Origin of the sequence: Pleomorphomonas sp. JP5, assembly GCF_023721815.1 — a bacterium.
Taxonomy (GTDB): Bacteria; Pseudomonadota; Alphaproteobacteria; order Rhizobiales; family Pleomorphomonadaceae; genus Pleomorphomonas.
This window is the reverse complement of the sequence record NZ_JAMDLI010000008.1, coordinates 1,138,332-1,155,179: the sequence shown is the minus strand read 5'-3', so window position 1 is coordinate 1,155,179 and position 16,848 is coordinate 1,138,332. Positions and strand designations below refer to the sequence as shown.

At 63.2% G+C, this 16,848-nt stretch carries 13 protein-coding genes; 4 read left to right on the top strand and 9 right to left on the bottom strand.

Annotated features, from left to right (window positions below):
- Window positions 1–100 precede the first annotated feature (100 nt).
- Complete coding sequence (bfr, locus tag M4J40_RS16440) at window positions 101–586, top strand: bacterioferritin (RefSeq protein ID WP_251755470.1); 486 nt, start codon at window positions 101–103, stop codon at window positions 584–586.
- A 26-nt stretch (window positions 587–612) separates the two neighbouring features.
- Here bfr and M4J40_RS16435 read toward each other — a convergent pair whose 3' ends face one another.
- Both M4J40_RS16435 and M4J40_RS16430 read right to left on the bottom strand, forming a co-directional pair.
- Window positions 613–906, bottom strand: coding sequence for a bacterioferritin-associated ferredoxin (locus tag M4J40_RS16435; RefSeq protein WP_251755469.1), 294 nt, complete (start codon window positions 904–906; stop codon window positions 613–615).
- A gap of 274 nt (window positions 907–1,180) precedes the next feature.
- On the bottom strand, window positions 1,181–4,762 hold the full coding sequence (locus tag M4J40_RS16430) for an ATP-binding protein (protein ID WP_251755468.1): 3,582 nt from the start codon (window positions 4,760–4,762) through the stop codon (window positions 1,181–1,183).
- Between the two features lie 556 nt (window positions 4,763–5,318).
- Here M4J40_RS16430 and M4J40_RS16425 point away from each other — a divergent pair.
- Entirely contained in the window at window positions 5,319–7,541 is a 2,223-nt protein-coding gene (locus M4J40_RS16425) for a PTS sugar transporter subunit IIC/EAL domain-containing protein (RefSeq protein ID WP_251755467.1), read from the top strand.
- A 79-nt stretch (window positions 7,542–7,620) separates the two neighbouring features.
- On the opposite strand, the gene M4J40_RS16420 is transcribed toward M4J40_RS16425, so the two are convergent.
- Both M4J40_RS16420 and M4J40_RS16415 read right to left on the bottom strand, forming a co-directional pair.
- Complete coding sequence (locus tag M4J40_RS16420) at window positions 7,621–8,571, bottom strand: aldo/keto reductase (protein WP_251755466.1); 951 nt, start codon at window positions 8,569–8,571, stop codon at window positions 7,621–7,623.
- Between the two features lie 125 nt (window positions 8,572–8,696).
- A complete protein-coding gene (locus M4J40_RS16415) occupies window positions 8,697–10,370 on the bottom strand; it encodes a methyl-accepting chemotaxis protein (protein WP_251755465.1) in 1,674 nt (557 codons plus the stop codon).
- Between the two features lie 192 nt (window positions 10,371–10,562).
- Here M4J40_RS16415 and M4J40_RS16410 point away from each other — a divergent pair, with 192 nt between their 5' ends.
- Window positions 10,563–11,555, top strand: a complete 993-nt coding sequence (locus tag M4J40_RS16410; RefSeq protein WP_251755464.1) for a LacI family DNA-binding transcriptional regulator — start codon at window positions 10,563–10,565, stop codon at window positions 11,553–11,555.
- A 92-nt stretch (window positions 11,556–11,647) separates the two neighbouring features.
- Here M4J40_RS16410 and M4J40_RS16405 read toward each other — a convergent pair whose 3' ends face one another.
- The 5 genes from M4J40_RS16405 to M4J40_RS16385 are packed head-to-tail and all read right to left on the bottom strand — an operon-like array spanning window position 11,648 to window position 15,450.
- Entirely contained in the window at window positions 11,648–12,445 is a 798-nt protein-coding gene (locus tag M4J40_RS16405; protein ID WP_251755463.1) for a transporter substrate-binding domain-containing protein, read from the bottom strand.
- A 16-nt stretch (window positions 12,446–12,461) separates the two neighbouring features.
- Window positions 12,462–13,379 carry an isoaspartyl peptidase/L-asparaginase gene (locus tag M4J40_RS16400; RefSeq protein WP_251755462.1) on the bottom strand — a complete coding sequence of 306 codons (918 nt, stop codon included), beginning with the start codon at window positions 13,377–13,379 and terminating at the stop codon, window positions 12,462–12,464.
- A gap of 3 nt (window positions 13,380–13,382) precedes the next feature.
- On the bottom strand, window positions 13,383–14,117 hold the full coding sequence (locus M4J40_RS16395) for an amino acid ABC transporter ATP-binding protein (protein ID WP_251755461.1): 735 nt from the start codon (window positions 14,115–14,117) through the stop codon (window positions 13,383–13,385).
- On the bottom strand, window positions 14,117–14,788 hold the full coding sequence (locus M4J40_RS16390; RefSeq protein ID WP_251755460.1) for an amino acid ABC transporter permease: 672 nt from the start codon (window positions 14,786–14,788) through the stop codon (window positions 14,117–14,119). Before M4J40_RS16390 ends, M4J40_RS16395 begins: the two co-directional genes overlap by 1 nt.
- Entirely contained in the window at window positions 14,788–15,450 is a 663-nt protein-coding gene (locus M4J40_RS16385; protein ID WP_251755459.1) for an amino acid ABC transporter permease, read from the bottom strand. The genes M4J40_RS16390 and M4J40_RS16385 overlap by 1 nt, the downstream gene beginning before the upstream one ends.
- A gap of 314 nt (window positions 15,451–15,764) precedes the next feature.
- On the opposite strand from M4J40_RS16385, the gene M4J40_RS16380 reads away from it, so the two are divergent.
- A complete protein-coding gene (locus M4J40_RS16380) occupies window positions 15,765–16,781 on the top strand; it encodes a LacI family DNA-binding transcriptional regulator (RefSeq protein ID WP_251755625.1) in 1,017 nt (338 codons plus the stop codon).
- Window positions 16,782–16,848: the final 67 nt, after the last annotated feature.

The following is a 16,848-nucleotide window of genomic DNA, read 5'->3' as shown; positions in this document are numbered from 1 at the left end:
ATTGCCCGCGAGAGCCGGTCAGAAGTGGGTTCTCGCGAAGACAGCTTGCATTTCCGCCGACTTGTCGTAAGTTAGAAGCATTCTAACCAAGGAGGGTTTCATGCGTGGGAATGAGAAGGTCATCGAGCGTCTGAACGAGGCGTTGTTCCTCGAACTCGGCGCCGTCAACCAGTATTGGCTCCACTATCGTCTCCTTGAGGATATGGGCGTCACCAAGTTCGCCAAGAAGGAGCGCGAGGAATCGATCGAGGAGATGCAGCACGCCGACAAGCTGATCTCCCGCATCATCTTCCTTGAGGGGCACCCCAACCTTCAGACCATTCCGCCGCTGCGCATCGGCCAGACGGTCCGAGAAATCCTGGAAGCCGATCTCGCAGGAGAGATTGACGCTCGCAACTCCTATCGCGCCTCGCGCCTGTTGTGCGCCGAGGAAGGCGACTACGTATCGATGGAGCTGTTCACCGACCTTCTCAAGGATGAGGAAGGGCACATCGACTTCCTGGAGTCGCAGATTTCCCTTTTCGACAAGATCGGCGAGGCTGCCTACATCCAGCTCAATGCCGGCAGCACCGACAGCGTCGACTGATAGCGACCTTCCGGCGATCCGGCGTGTCAGGCAGGTGTCGCGACACGTCGGCGCGTCGGCATGCTTTCGCGATAGGCGCGCTGTTGTTCGACGATCTGTTGCCGGCGCTCGGCCAGGTCGTCAGTGGCGAGACGCTTTTCGATATGAGCGTTGATGACATCGATCGCCAGTGGAAAGCAGCCGCAGCAGCGGCCGCGCGTTCCCAACTGGCGGTAGACGAGGCCGGGCGTGATGACCCGAAGCGGCATCTCGGCCAGAAGTTCGTCAACGGCGCCCTGAATGTCTTCGACAGTCAGAACATTGCAATGACAGACGATCATCGATGAACTCCCGGGGGCTCACTTAGGGCGCCCAGTCCGTGGCTCGCTGTGGCGCAGGGGTTGACCTCTCCGCCTTTCCTTCTTTGTTGATAATCATTCTCAACTTCGTTTTCAAGCACGTGCAAACCCGATGCCGGTGCCGCAGGTCTGCCGGTCGTGACGCGCAGGGCGGTAAGGCGCCTGCAGACAGCCGTTCTGTTCCCTTGGGCGGAATGCAAAAAACCCGGCGGAGTTGACCGCCGGGCATCGCGCTTGTTTTTCCGTTGCCTCGCCGCTATTCGGCAAGAACGCGTGTCGAGGGAAAGGTGATCTGGATCATCGTTCCCTGGCCGGGCGTCGAGTCGATCTGGAAGGCGGCACGGTTGGCCTCCACCAGCGCCTTGGTGAGTGGAAGGCCGAGCCCTGTGCCGCCACCGGTCCGCGACGTCGAGAGCTGGCGGAAAGGTTCCATCGCCTTGACGATGTCGCCTTCGCTCATGCCATGACCGGTGTCGCGCACCCTCAGGACCACCTCGCCGGACTCCTCGTAAAGCGTCGAAACGATCACTTGGCCGCCCGCCGAGTTGAACTTCACGGCGTTGGACAGCAGGTTGAGGATGATCTGGCGGAGGCTGCGGTTGTCGGCCACCACTGGCGGCAGGCTCGAGGACAGCGAGGTCCGGATGATGATCCGCTCGCGGTTCGCCTGAGGCTGCATCAGCGCCGCGCACTCCCGCACCACGTCGTTGAGCCCCACAGCCTCGAAGGTCAGCTCAAGTTTTCCCGCCTCGATCTTCGAAAGATCGAGCAGGTCGTTGACCAGACTCATGATGTGCGTGCCCGACACGTGGATATCGCGCAGATATTCCTTGTAGCGGTCGTTGCCCACCGGGCCGAAGCGCTCTTCCATCATGACCTCGGAGAAGCCGATGATGGCATTGAGCGGCGTACGGATCTCGTGGCTCATCTTGGCCAGGAAATCGGATTTCTGCGAGGAGGCGTTCTCCGCCGCCTTCTTGGCGGAGGTCAGCTCCTCCTCGGCTCGCTTCCACTGGGTGATGTCCCGCAGCACGGCGCAGAACTTGGTCGTCGATACCCGCCCCACGGTCATGAACAGCGGCACCAAGCCACCGCCCGCGACGCGACCGATCACTTCGCGTCCGTCGTTGAGCACACTTGAAAGGGCGTTGCGGCCGAGACCGTCGAGATAATCGAGGGCGGAGCGGTGGCTTTCCGGCGCCAGAAGGTCGACGAAGGCCATGCCGATCATGTGCGACCGCTCGCTGCCGAACAGCGCCTCGGCCGACTTGTTGGCGCCGATGACCAGTCCCTTGTGGTCGAGCACCAGAACGCCGTCGGTGGCGGTATCGAGAATCGCCTCCATGTCTTCAGCTCGCTGCTCGGCAATGGCGAGGCGGTCACGGCTGGTGGCGGCGGCCGTTTCCTGCACCACCAGAAGCGAGGCGATGCCACCTTCCATGGGCATCGAGTGCAAGCGAGCCGACACGGGGATCTCGACGCCATCACGCCGCCGGATGGCGGGATTGGCGGCGTCGCGGCTGAGCGCTGCCCCTTCGAAGACCTGCGAGAACCCGCCGTCGGCGTCGATCGAGGTGATGTCGGGATAACCGCAAAGGTCGAGGAAGGCGCGGTTGGCGTGGAGTATGTCTCCGCCTCTCAGGATCGCCAGCGCAACCGGCAGCTTGTCGAGCAGGGCAACATCGATCGACGGTGCCGGATCGATCGCGGCTTCGGCTTTGCGGTCAAGTACCGGCGCTGGGTGGACCGGAGGGCGATCCGCTGGCTCTGCCACGATCCGCGGTCCGAAGGCATCGGCCAGCGCCTCCGCGATCTTGTCGAAGGCGTCGCGCTCCGGCTTGGATAGAGCCCGAGCCTTGTCGCTCGTCAGGCTTGCGAACGCAGTGCGGTGGGTCGCCTCCACTTCGGAAACGGTCGGTGCCGAAGCTTCTGCATAGCTCGCTTCCAGCAGGTCTTCCTCAGCAGGGGGAGGGACCAGTGACAGTGGCTCGCTCAGTTCATCCATCCCATCCTCGACAACCACGGGCAGGTCCGGCAAATCGTTGGGCTCGGGCGTATAAGCGATGGGCGCATCCGGCGCTTCGGTTTCTGTGTCCTCGGGCGTGGCCTCGATCGGGGGCAACTCCTCCGATGCCGTGGCAGGGGTGTCGGTCGGTTGGTCGGCACCTGTATCGATGGCGTCCTCCGGCACGGGATCGGTCTCGCCAGGCTCATCAGTGGCGTCGGCCGCCGGCTCGTCCGGGATCGCCGCGTCGAGGGGGGGCGGTTCGGGTGCTTCACGCACGGGTATCACGTCGGTCAAGGCGTCCGTGTCGGCGTCTGTCGACTCGTCCGTTGTCTGCGTGTTGTCTTCCGGGACCTCGCCCTCATTGAGGTCATCGGCGATTTCGGTCTCGCCAGCAACAAGCTGTTCGGGACTGTCGCTCGCATCGACGGGGGGCACGTCTGCGACCATCTCGTCGGCAATGCCGCTCGAGGCCGCGATTTCTACCTCGCGCGGCGCGGCCACTCCGTCCGGCTCGGAGGCCGCGATCGGATCGGCGGGAACCGGAGCCTCGAAGGCGGCGCCGCTCTTCAGCACGCCGAAGCCGCGATAGCCACGGAACGCCCGTTCGCGCCCGAACACCGGCATGCCCGCCAGATCGGCCGGAACGCGGAGGTTCTCGCCTTCCACCGGCCAGTCGACGGTAAGGCCGGTGAATGTGTCGCGGTGACCGAGCGCCTCGGCAATCCGGCCCGCCGGATCGAACTCCAGGCGGCCGGCGACCTCCGACCACGTGCGGCCCAGAATGTCTGCCATGGCTGGGCCGACCGTCGCAGCAAGATCGGCCGAAACGAAGGTAAAGGCAAGCTGGGGATCCAGCTCGAAGACGAAACGTACCGCGCGACCGTGGGAGGGAAAGACAAAGGCCGGTGCGGCAGGCGACGCTTCCTCGGGCTCAGCCGAAACGTCTGCGGCCACAGGCTCGACGGTTTCGGAAGCGGCTTCCTCTGGAACGGGCTCGTCGTGCTCGATCGCTTCCGGCGACGCTTCCTCGCCCCTTTCCTCAACGCTCTCGGAGGCTACGGGTTGGGTTTCCGAAGCGAGAGCCTCGATCGGCTCGATGTCTTCGGCCTCGGCGGTAACGTCCGGTTCGACAACAACGTCTTCCTCGGTACTGTCGGGGATGAGTTCATCGGGCGCGCCGTCGGTGCTATCCACCTCTGCCGGCAGAGGCTCGTCCACGGCTGGCTCCGCGCTGCCGGCCACAAGGTCGAGGGGGGGCTGGTCGTGAACGATCCCGATGGGAGCGCTCACGTGGTCGATGGCCTCGATCTGGTCCGCCGTGTCGGGCTGGACAGGCTCGACTTCAGCTTCGACCGGTTCTGCCACGTGCCCGTCAGCCGTCGCGAGGGGCTCTTCAGGAAGAGCCGGTTGGGAAGTTGCCGTCAGGGCGGCGAAGGCCGAAACCGGGTCGCCGACGAAGGAGCCTGCCCCATCGACGATGGTCAACAGGATTGCCTTGAGGCCATCCGTCTGTACGCGACTGGCCTTGCAGACCGTCGGCCGTGGCAACATCCCGCGCTGCAGGGGCAACCGTTCGATCCGATCCTGGCCGCTGACCAGCATGTCGTCCAGCGTGGCGATGCGGCGGGCGAAAGGAGAGGCGGAAGCAAATCGTAGCGCTGTCAGCTTCTCGATGGTCGTTGCACCGAAGAAGGTGGCTCCGGCAGCGTTGGCCCAAAGCAAACGGGTACCTGTCCGATCAACCACGAGGGATGGACGAGTATCAGCCACGAGCGCGCCGAAGTTTTCCGTTTGGCTCAGGACTCTGAACAGATCTGCTCCGCCGGACATGCCGCGTCTCCAACTTTCCCGATACTGGGTCGTCTCGACCGGCGGCACCGACAGGTAAGTTCCGCTGCTCCCGGTCGATTGGGCCGGGCCGAACAACAAGTCGCGGCCCGTACAGCTTCTTCAGTCAACCATACGTTAATAATATGGCGCCGTTGCGAGCGCCACAGTCGATTGAGAGGCTATGCCGGCAACTTTTCAATAACCTTAACTTCAAGATCTGTGTGGGTCTGCCGCAATGCCGACAGGTTCCGGGCACTCTGCGCATGTCGCGGGAACAGCGTTTCGCGTCAACAATATGGCCCCCGAATATCACATGGCGTCTTAACGTCGCTGTTCAAACGGCTGAATTCTCCGGAAAACGACGATCTTGCGGAAATGGACGACAGAGGGTTGGGGCTTCGATCGGCCGTCAGGGCTCGAAATACCCGCTTTCGTTGAACAATAACGGCCTTCGACCACCTATTCAGTAATTCGGCAAGGATTTTGGTCAAGGATGCTGCTCGTACAGCCGCCAACCAAGAGCGGCGACAGCGATGAAACGGGCGGGGCGACAGCCATGACAAATGAGCCGATCGCAGATCGGGACTCGGCGCAGTCTGAAACACAGCCGGCGGCGCCGGTGGCCGCCACCCTTCGTGACGAAGCTTTCTTCATCCACCGCCTGTCATCCAAACTCGTGGCGGCAATGGGACGCCTTGCCGCCTGGCCCTTGTTGGTGGCTCTCCGGCGCGCCTTGCTGTTGAGCTTGCCGATGGTGCTGGTCGGCGCCTTCGCCCATTTCGTCAACGCGCTTCTCTCCTTTTCTTTTGTCGAGGTCCTTCACCCCGAAGTCATCGATGCCCTGCGCGCGCTCTGCTCCACCCTGGTGGACGGCACCTTTGGCCTTGTCTCTCTGGTGGTCGTGGCCGGTTTCTCTTACTCGTTGGCGGTTCTGGTCAGCACACGCGCCGACCGTTACCCGGTCAACCCGGCCAGCGCCTCCGTGGTCGCTTTGGCGTGCTTCTTCATTGTCGTGGCGCCGGAAACGCTTGAACGCTGGAAGGACGCCTTGTCGTCATCTCGCGGATTGCCGGCGGCGTTGGTCGTGGCCATCAGTGCCAGCTACCTGTTCCTCTTTCTGGCGCGCCGTCCGCAGTTCCGCCTTCGCTTGCGGGGCTTCGGCGCAGATCCGCTGGTCGGCGACCTCTTCTCCATCCTGCCGGCCGGCATGATCACGTTGCTTGTGTTCGCGGCGGTCCGACAGGCGCAGGTAAGCCTTGGCGGAGCGGATTTGACCACGGCCTTGTCGTCCGTCATATCGGCGCCTTTCGCCGGGGCAGAACCTTCGGCAATGGTCGCGGCAGCCTATGTTCTGGTCCGTCAGTCCATCTGGTTCCTCGGTGGGCACGGCGGCAACATGCTGGCGCCCGTGCTGGAACAGATGATGGCTTCGGCGAATGCGGCCAGTGCCGCAGGCGTCCCCACGGCCTTCACCTGGAACTTCTTTCCCATCTACTCCGCTTACGGTGGTTCCGGGTCCACACTCTGTCTGATCCTCGCACTTCTTTATGCCGACAGGGAACCGGCCATTCGTCGCCTCGCTTGGTTGTCGCTCTTGCCGGCCTTCATCAATGTCAACGAGCCCCTGTTGTTCGGTTTGCCGTTGATCCTGAACCCGATCTACGTCGTCCCCTTTATCCTGATCCCACTCGTGCAAGCGCTGATCGCCTACGCGGCGACGATTGGCGGCTTGGCTCCTGTGGCCGACCAAATGGTTCCCTGGACGATGCCGGCGCTTTTCAACGGCTATCTGGCCACCGGCTCGCCGGCCGGCGTGGTCTTGCAACTCGCGTCACTCGCCGTCGGAACGGTGCTCTATCTGCCCTTCGTCCGGGTTGCGCGGCGGTTGCGAACCGCTTCCAACGCCGAGGCGATGCGAACGCTGATTGCGGCCTCGGAGTCGACCGAGGTGATGCACGGACATCGGCTGATCGATCTCCATGGCACTGCCGGGCATCTTGCCGGCGTTCTTGCCCGGGATCTGACGGATGCGCTCGCATCGTCCGACCGCCTTTTTCTTCAGTACCAGCCGCAGGTCTGCATTGAGGAGCGTCGGGTGTTCGGCGTCGAGGCGCTGCTGAGGTGGAACCACGAGACTTACGGCTTCATCCCACCTTCGGTGACCGTCGCGCTGGCGGACGACATGCATTTTGCCGATCAGTTGGGCGAGCACGTGCTCCGCCTTGCCTGCCGGCAGCGCGCCGCTTGGGCCTCGTCGGTGCCCGGCGATCTCATTGTATCGGTCAACGTATCACCACTTCAGCTTCAGGATGCCTCCTTCGACCGCAAGGTCCTGCGCGTTCTGGCCGAGGAGAAGCTCGATCCGCATCTCGTCGAGCTGGAAATCACCGAGTCGACCTCGCTTGCGCCGGCCGCCCAAGCGATTGGAGCGCTGCTTCGCCTTCGGAAAGCCGGTGTCCGCATTGCACTGGACGACTTCGGCATGGGGCACACCTCGCTGCACTATCTTCGCGAACTGCCGCTCGACACGCTGAAGATCGATCGTTCGCTCACCTTCACAAGCCAGGGCGACCTCAACGAGCACGTAATACGGTCGATCGTCACCCTCAGCCGAACTCTGGGCCTTCGCGCGGTTGTCGAGGGTATCGAACAGCCCGAGCAGCTTCCCCGCTTCATCGATCTCGGCTGCGCCCGCTTCCAGGGCTATCTGTTCTCAAGACCGCTCGAAAGCGGTCCCTGCCTGGACTACATCCTCGCCAACGCTGGCATCGCTGCCTGAATCTGTCCGGCTGCTCAGGCACCGTTCGACCCGAATCCCGCGGATCGAACGGCGCTCTACGTCAGCGCGGAGCGCAAGCTCAGGCGCTTGCCTTGTCCAGCAGTTCGACCTCGGCCGGCGTCAGGTGAAGCGTCGCTGCGTGAGCGAAGCTTTCGACGTGCGCGACCTTGGTGGCGCTGGCGATCGGAGCCGTCACGCCCGGCCGCGCCATCAGCCAGGCGAGGGCCACCTCGGCCGGCTTGGCATGATGGGCTTCCGCCACTTGGTCGACGGCCGCGAGGATGCCGAAGCCACGATCGTTCATGTGTTTTTCGACGCTGCCCGCCCGGCTGCTGTCCGCGAGATCGTCGGCGGACCTGTACTTGCCGGTCAGGAAGCCCGAGGCAAGGCTATAGTAGGAGACGACGCCGATGTCCTCGTGCATGCAGAGGTCACGAAGCGCGCCGTCGAACTGAGATCGTTCCGCGAGGCTGTAGTTGGGCTGAAGGACTTGGTAGCTTGGCAGATTCCTCTTTCGCGAGACCGCGAGCGCTTCCCCGAGTTGCTCCGCATTGACGTTGGAGGCTCCGATCGCTCGCACCTTGCCGGCACGGATCAGTTTGTCGTAAGCGCCGAGCGTTTCCTCATAGGGTGTCTTGTCGGGCCAGTGCGAGAAATAGAGATCGATCCTGTCGATGCCGAGCCGTGAGAGCGAACGATCGACCGCTTCTAGGATCCATTGCTCCCCCAGCCCCTTTTCGCCGGGCTGGCCAAGGTCGGAGCCGACCTTGGTGAAGATCTTGAGTTTGTCCCTGGGGCCCGGACGAGCCTTCAGCCAGCGGCCGATAATGGTCTCGGACTCGCCGCCCTGGTTGCCGGGTTTCCAGCGGGAGTAGACATCGGCCGTATCGATGGCATCGAAGCCATGGTCGACGAAGGCGTCCAGCACATCGAAGCTGGCCTTCTCGTCGATGGTCCAGCCGAAGACGTTGCCGCCAAATACAAGCGGCGCGATATCGAAGCCGGTCTTCCCGAGCGGACGCTTTTTCATTTTCCTCTCCGATCATCAGTGGCGATCCGCCTGGGCGCCACTTTCTCGGAGAGAGTATAGAAGGACGTGCGACGCCCGTCAGTTCGCGCTTCGGCCAATGGCTGATGGTCGAAGGCGTCCCGCGGTCAGAACAGCACGTCGTCGAACAGGTCCACGCTCTCCTGCGCCGGGGCTGCGGGCGGCGTGGGCACGCTGCCGCCCAGGATCGTCTGGTGGATGTCCCGCTCGGCCGCCATCGTATAGACGGCGAAAAGACGCTCCGAGAAGCTCTCGTGATCCTTTGACCGTTCCACCGGGCTGATGTTGTCGTTGCTGCCGAACATGCGGTGGCAGGCATGAAGGTGTTCGCCGAGATCCTTGCTGAAATCGATGTGGCGAGCGATGTGAGCAATGCGATCGGCAACGGCGTTGCCGCTCTCTTCGGCCTCCTTGAGGTAGAGGCTGGTTCGAGCGCTTGCCTCGCGCAGAGTCGCCACGGCGCCGTCGAGCTCGGAGGCGATGTCGACGTGATGACTTTCGCGTTCGGCGTCGATGCCGTTGGCGGCTTCTCGCATGGTCGACAGGCGCTGCAAGATGTCTTCTGCCGCCGTACCTAGCCTTGCGGCATAGGTGTTCATTTCGGCGGCAACCACACCGACGGCGCGCCCTTTCGCTCCCAGTCGATTGCTGCGCAGATAGGCGTTGATCGCGAGGCAGCGGATGTCGTCGCGAACGCTTCGTATGTTGCCGATGTTGCCCATGTTGCTGAGCAGTTCGGTGGCGACCTGCTTGGTGCAGGCATAAGCTGCAGCTGCCAGCGTTCCAGACCGCTCTATATCGCCAACGACGCCTTGCGTTAGACCGACCGCATCCTCAATGACCTGAACTTCCCCGCTGCCGTTGCAGCCGGCCTTGCCGGTCAGCGCCAAAACGCGCGCAGCTTCCCCTGCCAGGCCTTCGATCGTCGCAACGACCACACGGGTCTGTTCATTGAAGTCCTTGATCAGCGCCGACGTCTGGGCAGACAGCAGCCGTATGCCGGCGTGAGAGAGAGCCTCCGCCTGTCGTTCGGAGCCGCACCGTGTCAGTTCGTCGAGGAGCATGGCGATACCGGCCTGCACGTGCTCGATGCGCTGCCGCGCAACGTCACCGGCTTGTAGCGCCGACAGCACCTTGCCGACCTTTTCCTGGACGGACTTCGCCACGTCTGCCGTACCGGAAGCGAGTTTTCTGAGGTCGTTGCGGCGGTGATGAACCGCCTCAAGCGCCGCTGTCAGCGTCGAGGAGACAGACGCGACCTGGTTCGCGATGCCCGTGTCTTTACCGCCGGAGCAAGCCGCTGCGATCTGCTCGCTCAGCTGCCCTACCTTGTCGGCGAAGATCTCGATCTGATCGATCGCCGAGCCGACGTACTTGTCCACGTCGTCGGCGAACTGAGCGAACTCGGAAACGCCGGCCCCGGCAATCCGGGTCTCCATGGCGCAAGTATTAAGGTAGCGCAGCGAACGCTGCATGTCGCGAATGCGCGGGGCGATCGCCTCGCTGTCCTCAAGAACCGAGGCGAGACGCTGTCCTGCGGCGGCTTCGGTGTCCGCGAGGTCGGAGAGGCCTTTCAGCGTGGCGGTTAGCCGGGCCGCTGCCTTGTCGCAGGCATTGTCGTCTAGAGCTCCGGTTACGCCGTCGATTGCCGCGAGAAGGCGGGCGACGATGTCATAGGCGGCCATCAGGGCCTTGCCGCCTTCGACGAAACGTTCCTCGATCTGTGAACGGGCGGCCTCGAGTTGATCGGAGACCGCGCGGAGATCGGGTTGGCGGGACATGCCTTCTGAAATCACTCTGCCACTCCTGTCCTGAGCGGATAGTTCCAGAAAAGAGTGAAATATCGGTTCACCACCTGCCGTTTGCGAAAATGGTCTTCGGAGATCCGGGAACAGGGTGCAACGATGCTTTCCAGTCCATCGGCAATTGTGCGATAAGCCCTTGCATCCCTTCCGGAATGGACCCCACAGATCATGACCGAAAAGCCGCCTCGCGAGGGAAAGCGCCCGACGATTGCCGACGTGGCGCGCGTGGCCGGCGTGGCCCCGGCCATTGTGTCGCGAGCCCTGTCGCCGAGCCGGCGACCGGTATCGCTGGAGAAGAAGGAACGGGTCCTGAAGGCCGCGGCCGAACTGGGCTACCATCAGAACCCGCTGGCGCGGGGGCTCGCCACCAAGTCGATCGATCTGGTCGCCGTCATCATCAACTACCTCAGCGATCTCTCCGATCTCGACCTGTTCGACCCGCTGCTTGAGGGTATCCAGTCGCTTGGCAAGCAGGCGATCCTGATCCGCGTCGGTCGTACCAAGCGCATCGACGACTTCCTGCGTAACTCGCTGACCTATCACGTGCATGCCGCATTGGTTTTCTCGGACTTCGCCGATGCCGGCGAGGTGCGTGCCCTCTTCCATAGCGACAATGTGCTGATGCTGAACGGGCGTTTCGATGCCGAGAGCGCCCGCATCAATATCGACGAGGAGAACGGCATCGACGAGTTGGTGCGCCACGCCCGCGCAAAGGGTGTCGAGAGCGCCACGCTGGTCACCGGGCGTGCCAGTTCGCTCGTGGAGGAGGCCCGCATTCTCGCTTATCGGTCGGCTTGCGCCACCGCCGGCATCCGTCTTCTATCCGAAGTGGGCGGTGACTATTCCTACGGCTCGGGCATCAAGGCAGCCGAGGCGGTCGGCGAGACTAAGCCCGACGCCGTGTTCTGTACCTCCGACTCCATGGCGATGGGCGTGATGGACGGCTTGCGCCGGCAAGGCTGGCAGCCGCCTGCCGATTATCTGCTCTATGGTTTTGACGCCGTCGAGAAAGGCAATTTTGCCGCCTACGACATTTCCAGCGTCGGCTTCGACCATTCGGCGCTGGTGGCTGGCATCCTTTCGTTCCTCAAGGAGCCGGAAGAGTTTCCGGCGTCCGGCCTCGACATTCCGACCCGGTTCATTTCTCGCGGCACCGGTTGAGAGTATAGGCCTGACACAAAAAACTCGGCACCGGTTTTCACTGGTGCCGAGCTGCGTCTGCGGTCCTCGGGTGGCGGACTATCGCCGCCTTCTTACCAGAGCGGAGTCAGTGTCGGCGGGTTGGCCTTCTCACCCCACCACTTCTTGTAGTTGGCCTCGTAGGCGCCGGACTGGATGTAATCCGACACGAACATGTCGACCCAACGCTGGAAATCAGAGTCGCCCTGGGCGATCGCGATGCCGATCGGATCGTTGGAGTAGAGGCCGGGCAGGGTGACGAGCGAGGCGTCCTTGGTGGCCAGATAGTCGAGCATCGACGAGTCCTCGATGCCGGCGTCGACACGCTTCTGCTTGAGAAGCAGCACGCCATCGGGCGAGAAGTTGTCGGTGTAGACCAGCTCGGCCGTCGGTACGGCGCGCTTCAGGAAGGTTTCGCCGGTGGTGCCGCGCCCCACCACCACCTTCTTGCCGGCGAGGCCTTCAAGCGAGGTGATGCCGGCATCGGCCTGCACGATGATGCGGAGGCCGGCGCGGTTGTAGGGGATCGAGAAGCTGACCGCCTTGGCGCGGGCCAGCGTCGCCGACGTGTTGGCAACGACGAGGTCGAGCTGGTTGGCGACCAGCATGGACACGCGGGCATCGCCCGAGACGTCGGTGAACTCGGGCTTCACGCCGAGCTTTTCCGCCAGCCTGGTGGCGACGTCGACATCGTAGCCGACCGGATTGTTCTGGTCGTCGCGGAAGCCGATCGGCTCGCCGCCTAGAGAAACGCCGATGCGAATGACGCCGGCGTCGAGGATTTCCTGCAGCTTGGAGCCAGCACTGGCCGTGCTCGCCAGCGCGAGGCACATGGCCGCGGCGGCAAGGGTTGTCTTCAGAAGCCGATGCATGATGTCTCTCCTGTGATCAAAGCTGTTCCGATTGCCGCCGCTCGGGTGCGGGCATGCCGGGCTCCCAGAACCAATAGGAAACTGGCTTGTTGCCCCTGAGCGTGACGACGCGATGCTTGTTTTTGTTGTCGAGCGCATGAATGACCACCTCGCCGATAAAGCCACCCTTGAGGGCGAGGAGGTCCTCGGCGGCGCGCTCTACCGCCGCATCGAGTGAAAGGCCGAACTTCAGTCCCTGCACCACGGCGTGCGACGTGGCGCAGCGCATGGTCATTTCGCCGGTGTGGGTGCAGGCCGCAGCGCCGTAACGGCTGTCGGCGTAGAAGCCGGCGCCAGGGATCGGGCTGTCGCCGAGCCGACCGGGATATTTCCAGGCCCAGCCCGACGTCGAGGTGACGACAGCGGCGTTGCCGCCGGAATCGATGCCGAGGAAGACGGTGGTATCGCGAACCCGCTCGGGATCGGTGATGGCGTTGGAGAGCGGGATCAGCGGCACGTCCGGGAAGGCGGCGCGCGCCTTCTCGTCGAGCAGACTGTCGAGCTTCTCGCGCCAAACCCGCTTGCTGTCGGGGAACAGGACATCGTCTTCGCTGAAACCGATTTCACTTGCGAAGCGGCGCGCGCCTTCGCCGGTCAACATGACATGCGGCAGGCGGCGTATCACCTCGCGCGCCAGCGCCGCCACGTGCAAGGTACGGGGCACCGCGCCGACCGAGCCGACGGACAGCGTCGTTCCGTCCATCACGGCGCCGTCGCACTCCATGTCGCCGACCATGTTGGGCCAGCCGCCGTAGCCGACGGAACGAACGCTTGGCGCCGCCTCGACGTAACCGATGCCCTCGACCAGCGCGTCAAGGGCGGCGCCGCCAGCGAGCAGGGTATCGACGGCATGGGAAAAGCCGGGCGCGGCCTCGGTGTTGGCAAGCAGAATCAAGGCTCAGTCCTTTTTCATCTTGGACAGAAACTGACGGATGCGCGGCACGGCAAGACCGCCGTCCTCGGCGAAGAATTCGGCCGTTGGCAGGTCGACGATCAGCTCGCCCTGTTCCAGGAAGACGATGCGGTTCGAAATGTGGCGGGCAAACTCGATTTCATGGGTGACGAACACCATGGTCGTGCCGTCGGCGGCGAGTTCGGCGAGAATGCGCAGCACGTCGCCGGTCATCTCCGGATCGAGGGCGGAGGTCACTTCGTCGAGCAGCAGGTAGCGCGGCTGCATGGCGAGCGCCCGGCAGATGCCGACGCGCTGGCGCTGGCCGCCGGAGAGCTGCTGCGGATAGGCGTCGGCATGCGCACCGAGCCCCACCTTGTCGAGCAGCGCTCGGCCGCGCGCCTCTGCCTCCGCCTTCGGCAGCTTCAGAACCTCAATGGGGGCGAGGGTGATATTCCCAAGCGCCGTCATGTGCGGATAGAGGTTGAACAGCTGGAACACCGTGGCCGACGCGCGGCGGGCCGCGACGAGGCCCGCCTTGGTGGAGACGTCATGGCCGTCGACGGTAATCTTGCCGCCCGACAGCGCCTCGAGCCCGTTGATGCAGCGGATCAGCGTCGACTTGCCCGATCCGGAGGCGCCAAGGATGGTCACCACCTCACCCGGCTCGACCTTAAGGTTGACGCGCTTTAGGACTGCGACGTCTCCGAAGCGCTTCTCGACGTTTTCGGCGACGATCATCAGATGCCTCCCCATTTGACGGACTTGCGCAGAGCCGCCTCAAGGCAGCCGCCGACGTGGGCGAGCGTCTTCGCCGCGAGATAGTAGATGAGCCCGATCACCGCCCAGACGATGAAGGGTTGCAGCGTCCTGAGATTCAGGATGTTGCCGATCTTGGTGAGATCGAACACGCCGATTACCGAGATCAGCGAGGTCACCTGCAACTGGTTGACCAGAATGCCGATGAGCGGACCAACCGAGAAGGCGGCGGCCTGCGGCGCGATGACGAAGCGCAGGATTTGCGAGCGGTTGAGGCCGAACACTTGCGCGGCCTCGATCTGGTCACGGTCGATGGACTCGATGCCGGAGCGAAAGACCACGAAGGCGAAGGCGGCAGTGTTGAGACTGATGGTCAGCGTCGCCGCCTCGACCGGCGTCATCCGGATGTGCAAGAAGGCCGGAATGCCGAAGAACACCAGGAACAGCTGCACCAGCACCGGCGAGTTCTTGAGCGCTTCGGTGACGAGCACGATCACCGGACGGCAGCCGGGTATCCGGTAATGATGGACGACGGCAAGCGCGAGGCCGAGCGCAAGACCGATCAGTGTCGTGCCGACGAAGAGCGCCAACGTGACGCCGAGCCCTTGCAGCAGCAGGATGATGTCGTAGGGCGTGAAGTCGGCGTAGCGCATCAGCCCCCCGTCATAAAGCGGTTGAGGCGATGATGAGTCGCCGAGATGACAAAGGACAGTAGCGTCGTCAGCGAGGCATAGAGCACGAGCAGCACGGCGTAGACCTCGAACGGCTTGAACGTGGTGGCGGCGACGATCTTGGCCGTGCCGGTCAGCTCGTTGACCGTGATGGTGGACAGGATCGACGAGGTCAGCACGAGGTTGATCAGCACCGAGCCCATCGGCCGCACCGAGACGCGTAGAGCAATCGGCAGCACGATGCGGGTGAAGATCTTGAACCGGCTGAGGCCGGATACCTTGGCGGCGTCGATCACCCCGGTATCGACGGTCATGATGCCCGAGAGGATGACGTCGGACACGAAGGCTCCACCGGCGATGGACATGGCGATGACGCCGGTCTCGAAGGCGCCGATGTAGATGCCGAGTTCCGGCAGGCCATAGAAGAAGAAAAACAGCTGGACGAGGAAGGGAACGTTGCGGAACACATCGCCATAGGCGTTGGCGGCGCCGCGCACCCACGTGTTGCCGGACGACCGCATGGAGGCCGTCACCGCGCCGAGCAGCACCGCGCCGACGATGGCAAGCAGGCAGGCGGCGATCGTCAGGGCAAAGCCCTGCAACAGAAAGCCGAGATGGGGCTCGATGACCCGCCAGAAACGCACGCGTGTTCCCCCGCCATTATTGTTGTGAAAGCGGTTTCACTTTTTGTAGGGACGATTCCGTAGGCTGTCAAGCAAGCGAAGACGGAGACTCCATGCCATTCTTATGGGCTCGTAAATTTTACGTGCGGAAATTTAGAACTTGACGCAAGAAATACCGGCTGCGAGATTCTGAAGACAGGGGGCGCACTTGGCCTTGTTCGTCTCCGGGCGGCAATCTCATGATTGGCGTCCCGCCATGGAAGCATCTACAATGACTGTGGTGCTCCGGTTGTGGGTGGAACGGGGATGGCAGAGTGACCACGACGATCCGAACGATGGAAGAGTTTTCCGACTACGTCGGACTGTCTCGCCCAACCGTCTCTCGCTACTTCAACGACCCCAACTCAGTCCGCCGCCAGACGCGCGAAGCCATCGAGAAAGCGATCAAGGAGTCCGGTTTTCGGCCCAACCTGTTCGCGGTGAACCTCAACCGTCGACGCACCAACATCCTCGGCATCATCGTTCCCAACTCGACCGACGTGTTCTACATGGCGTTGACCCGACGCATCGAGGTTCTGGCGGAGGAAGCCGGCTATCTCGCTTTCCTCCTGTCGTCGGATGGCAAACCGAAGCTCGAAGAGCGTGCAATCGAAACCTTCAAGGCGATGAACGTCGCCGGCGCCGTCATCGCGCCGCTCGGCGTGCAGTCCCATCTCGACAAGTTATCCAGGCTGGGGGCCAGCATCCCGCTCGTCTACGTCGACTCGCAGCTCGACGCCGCCTCGGCCTTCGTCGGCACCGACAACCGTCAGAGCTTCCGTCTCATCGTCGATTATCTGTCGCGCTCGGGTGACGCGCCCTGCTATTTCGGCATGCCCTCGGTCAACCGCAATGCCGGCGAGCGTCGGGAAGCCTACCGTCTGGCGATGGAGGCCTTGAAGCTGGAGCCGCGCTACGTGGCGACGCTGCCGGACACCTCCTGGGACTTCGAGCGCTTCGGCTTCACCGAGGCGTGCCGCATTCTGGGTGAGGGCGGTTTTCCCACACGAACGGTGCTCTGCGCCAACGATCGTATCGCATTCGGCGTTCTCGCCGCCGCCTATCAGGCCGGTCTCAAGGTTGGACGGGGCGACGACTGCGACCTCCGCATTGCCGGGCACGACGATCATCCGCTGTCGCGCTACACCTGTCCGCCGCTGACCACGGTGGCGCAGAACTACAACGAGATCGGCCGTATCGCCATTGAGTTGCTGCTGCACAAGATCAACGCCCGCTTCGACGAGGACGTCGAACCTCGGCCGAACGAGCGTGTGCTGCTCAACGCCGAGATCATGCTGCGTATGTCCGCTTGATCCGCTTTACCAACACGCAAAAAGAAACCCTCCCCATGCCAAGCATGGGGAGGGTGTGCGCGGCTAG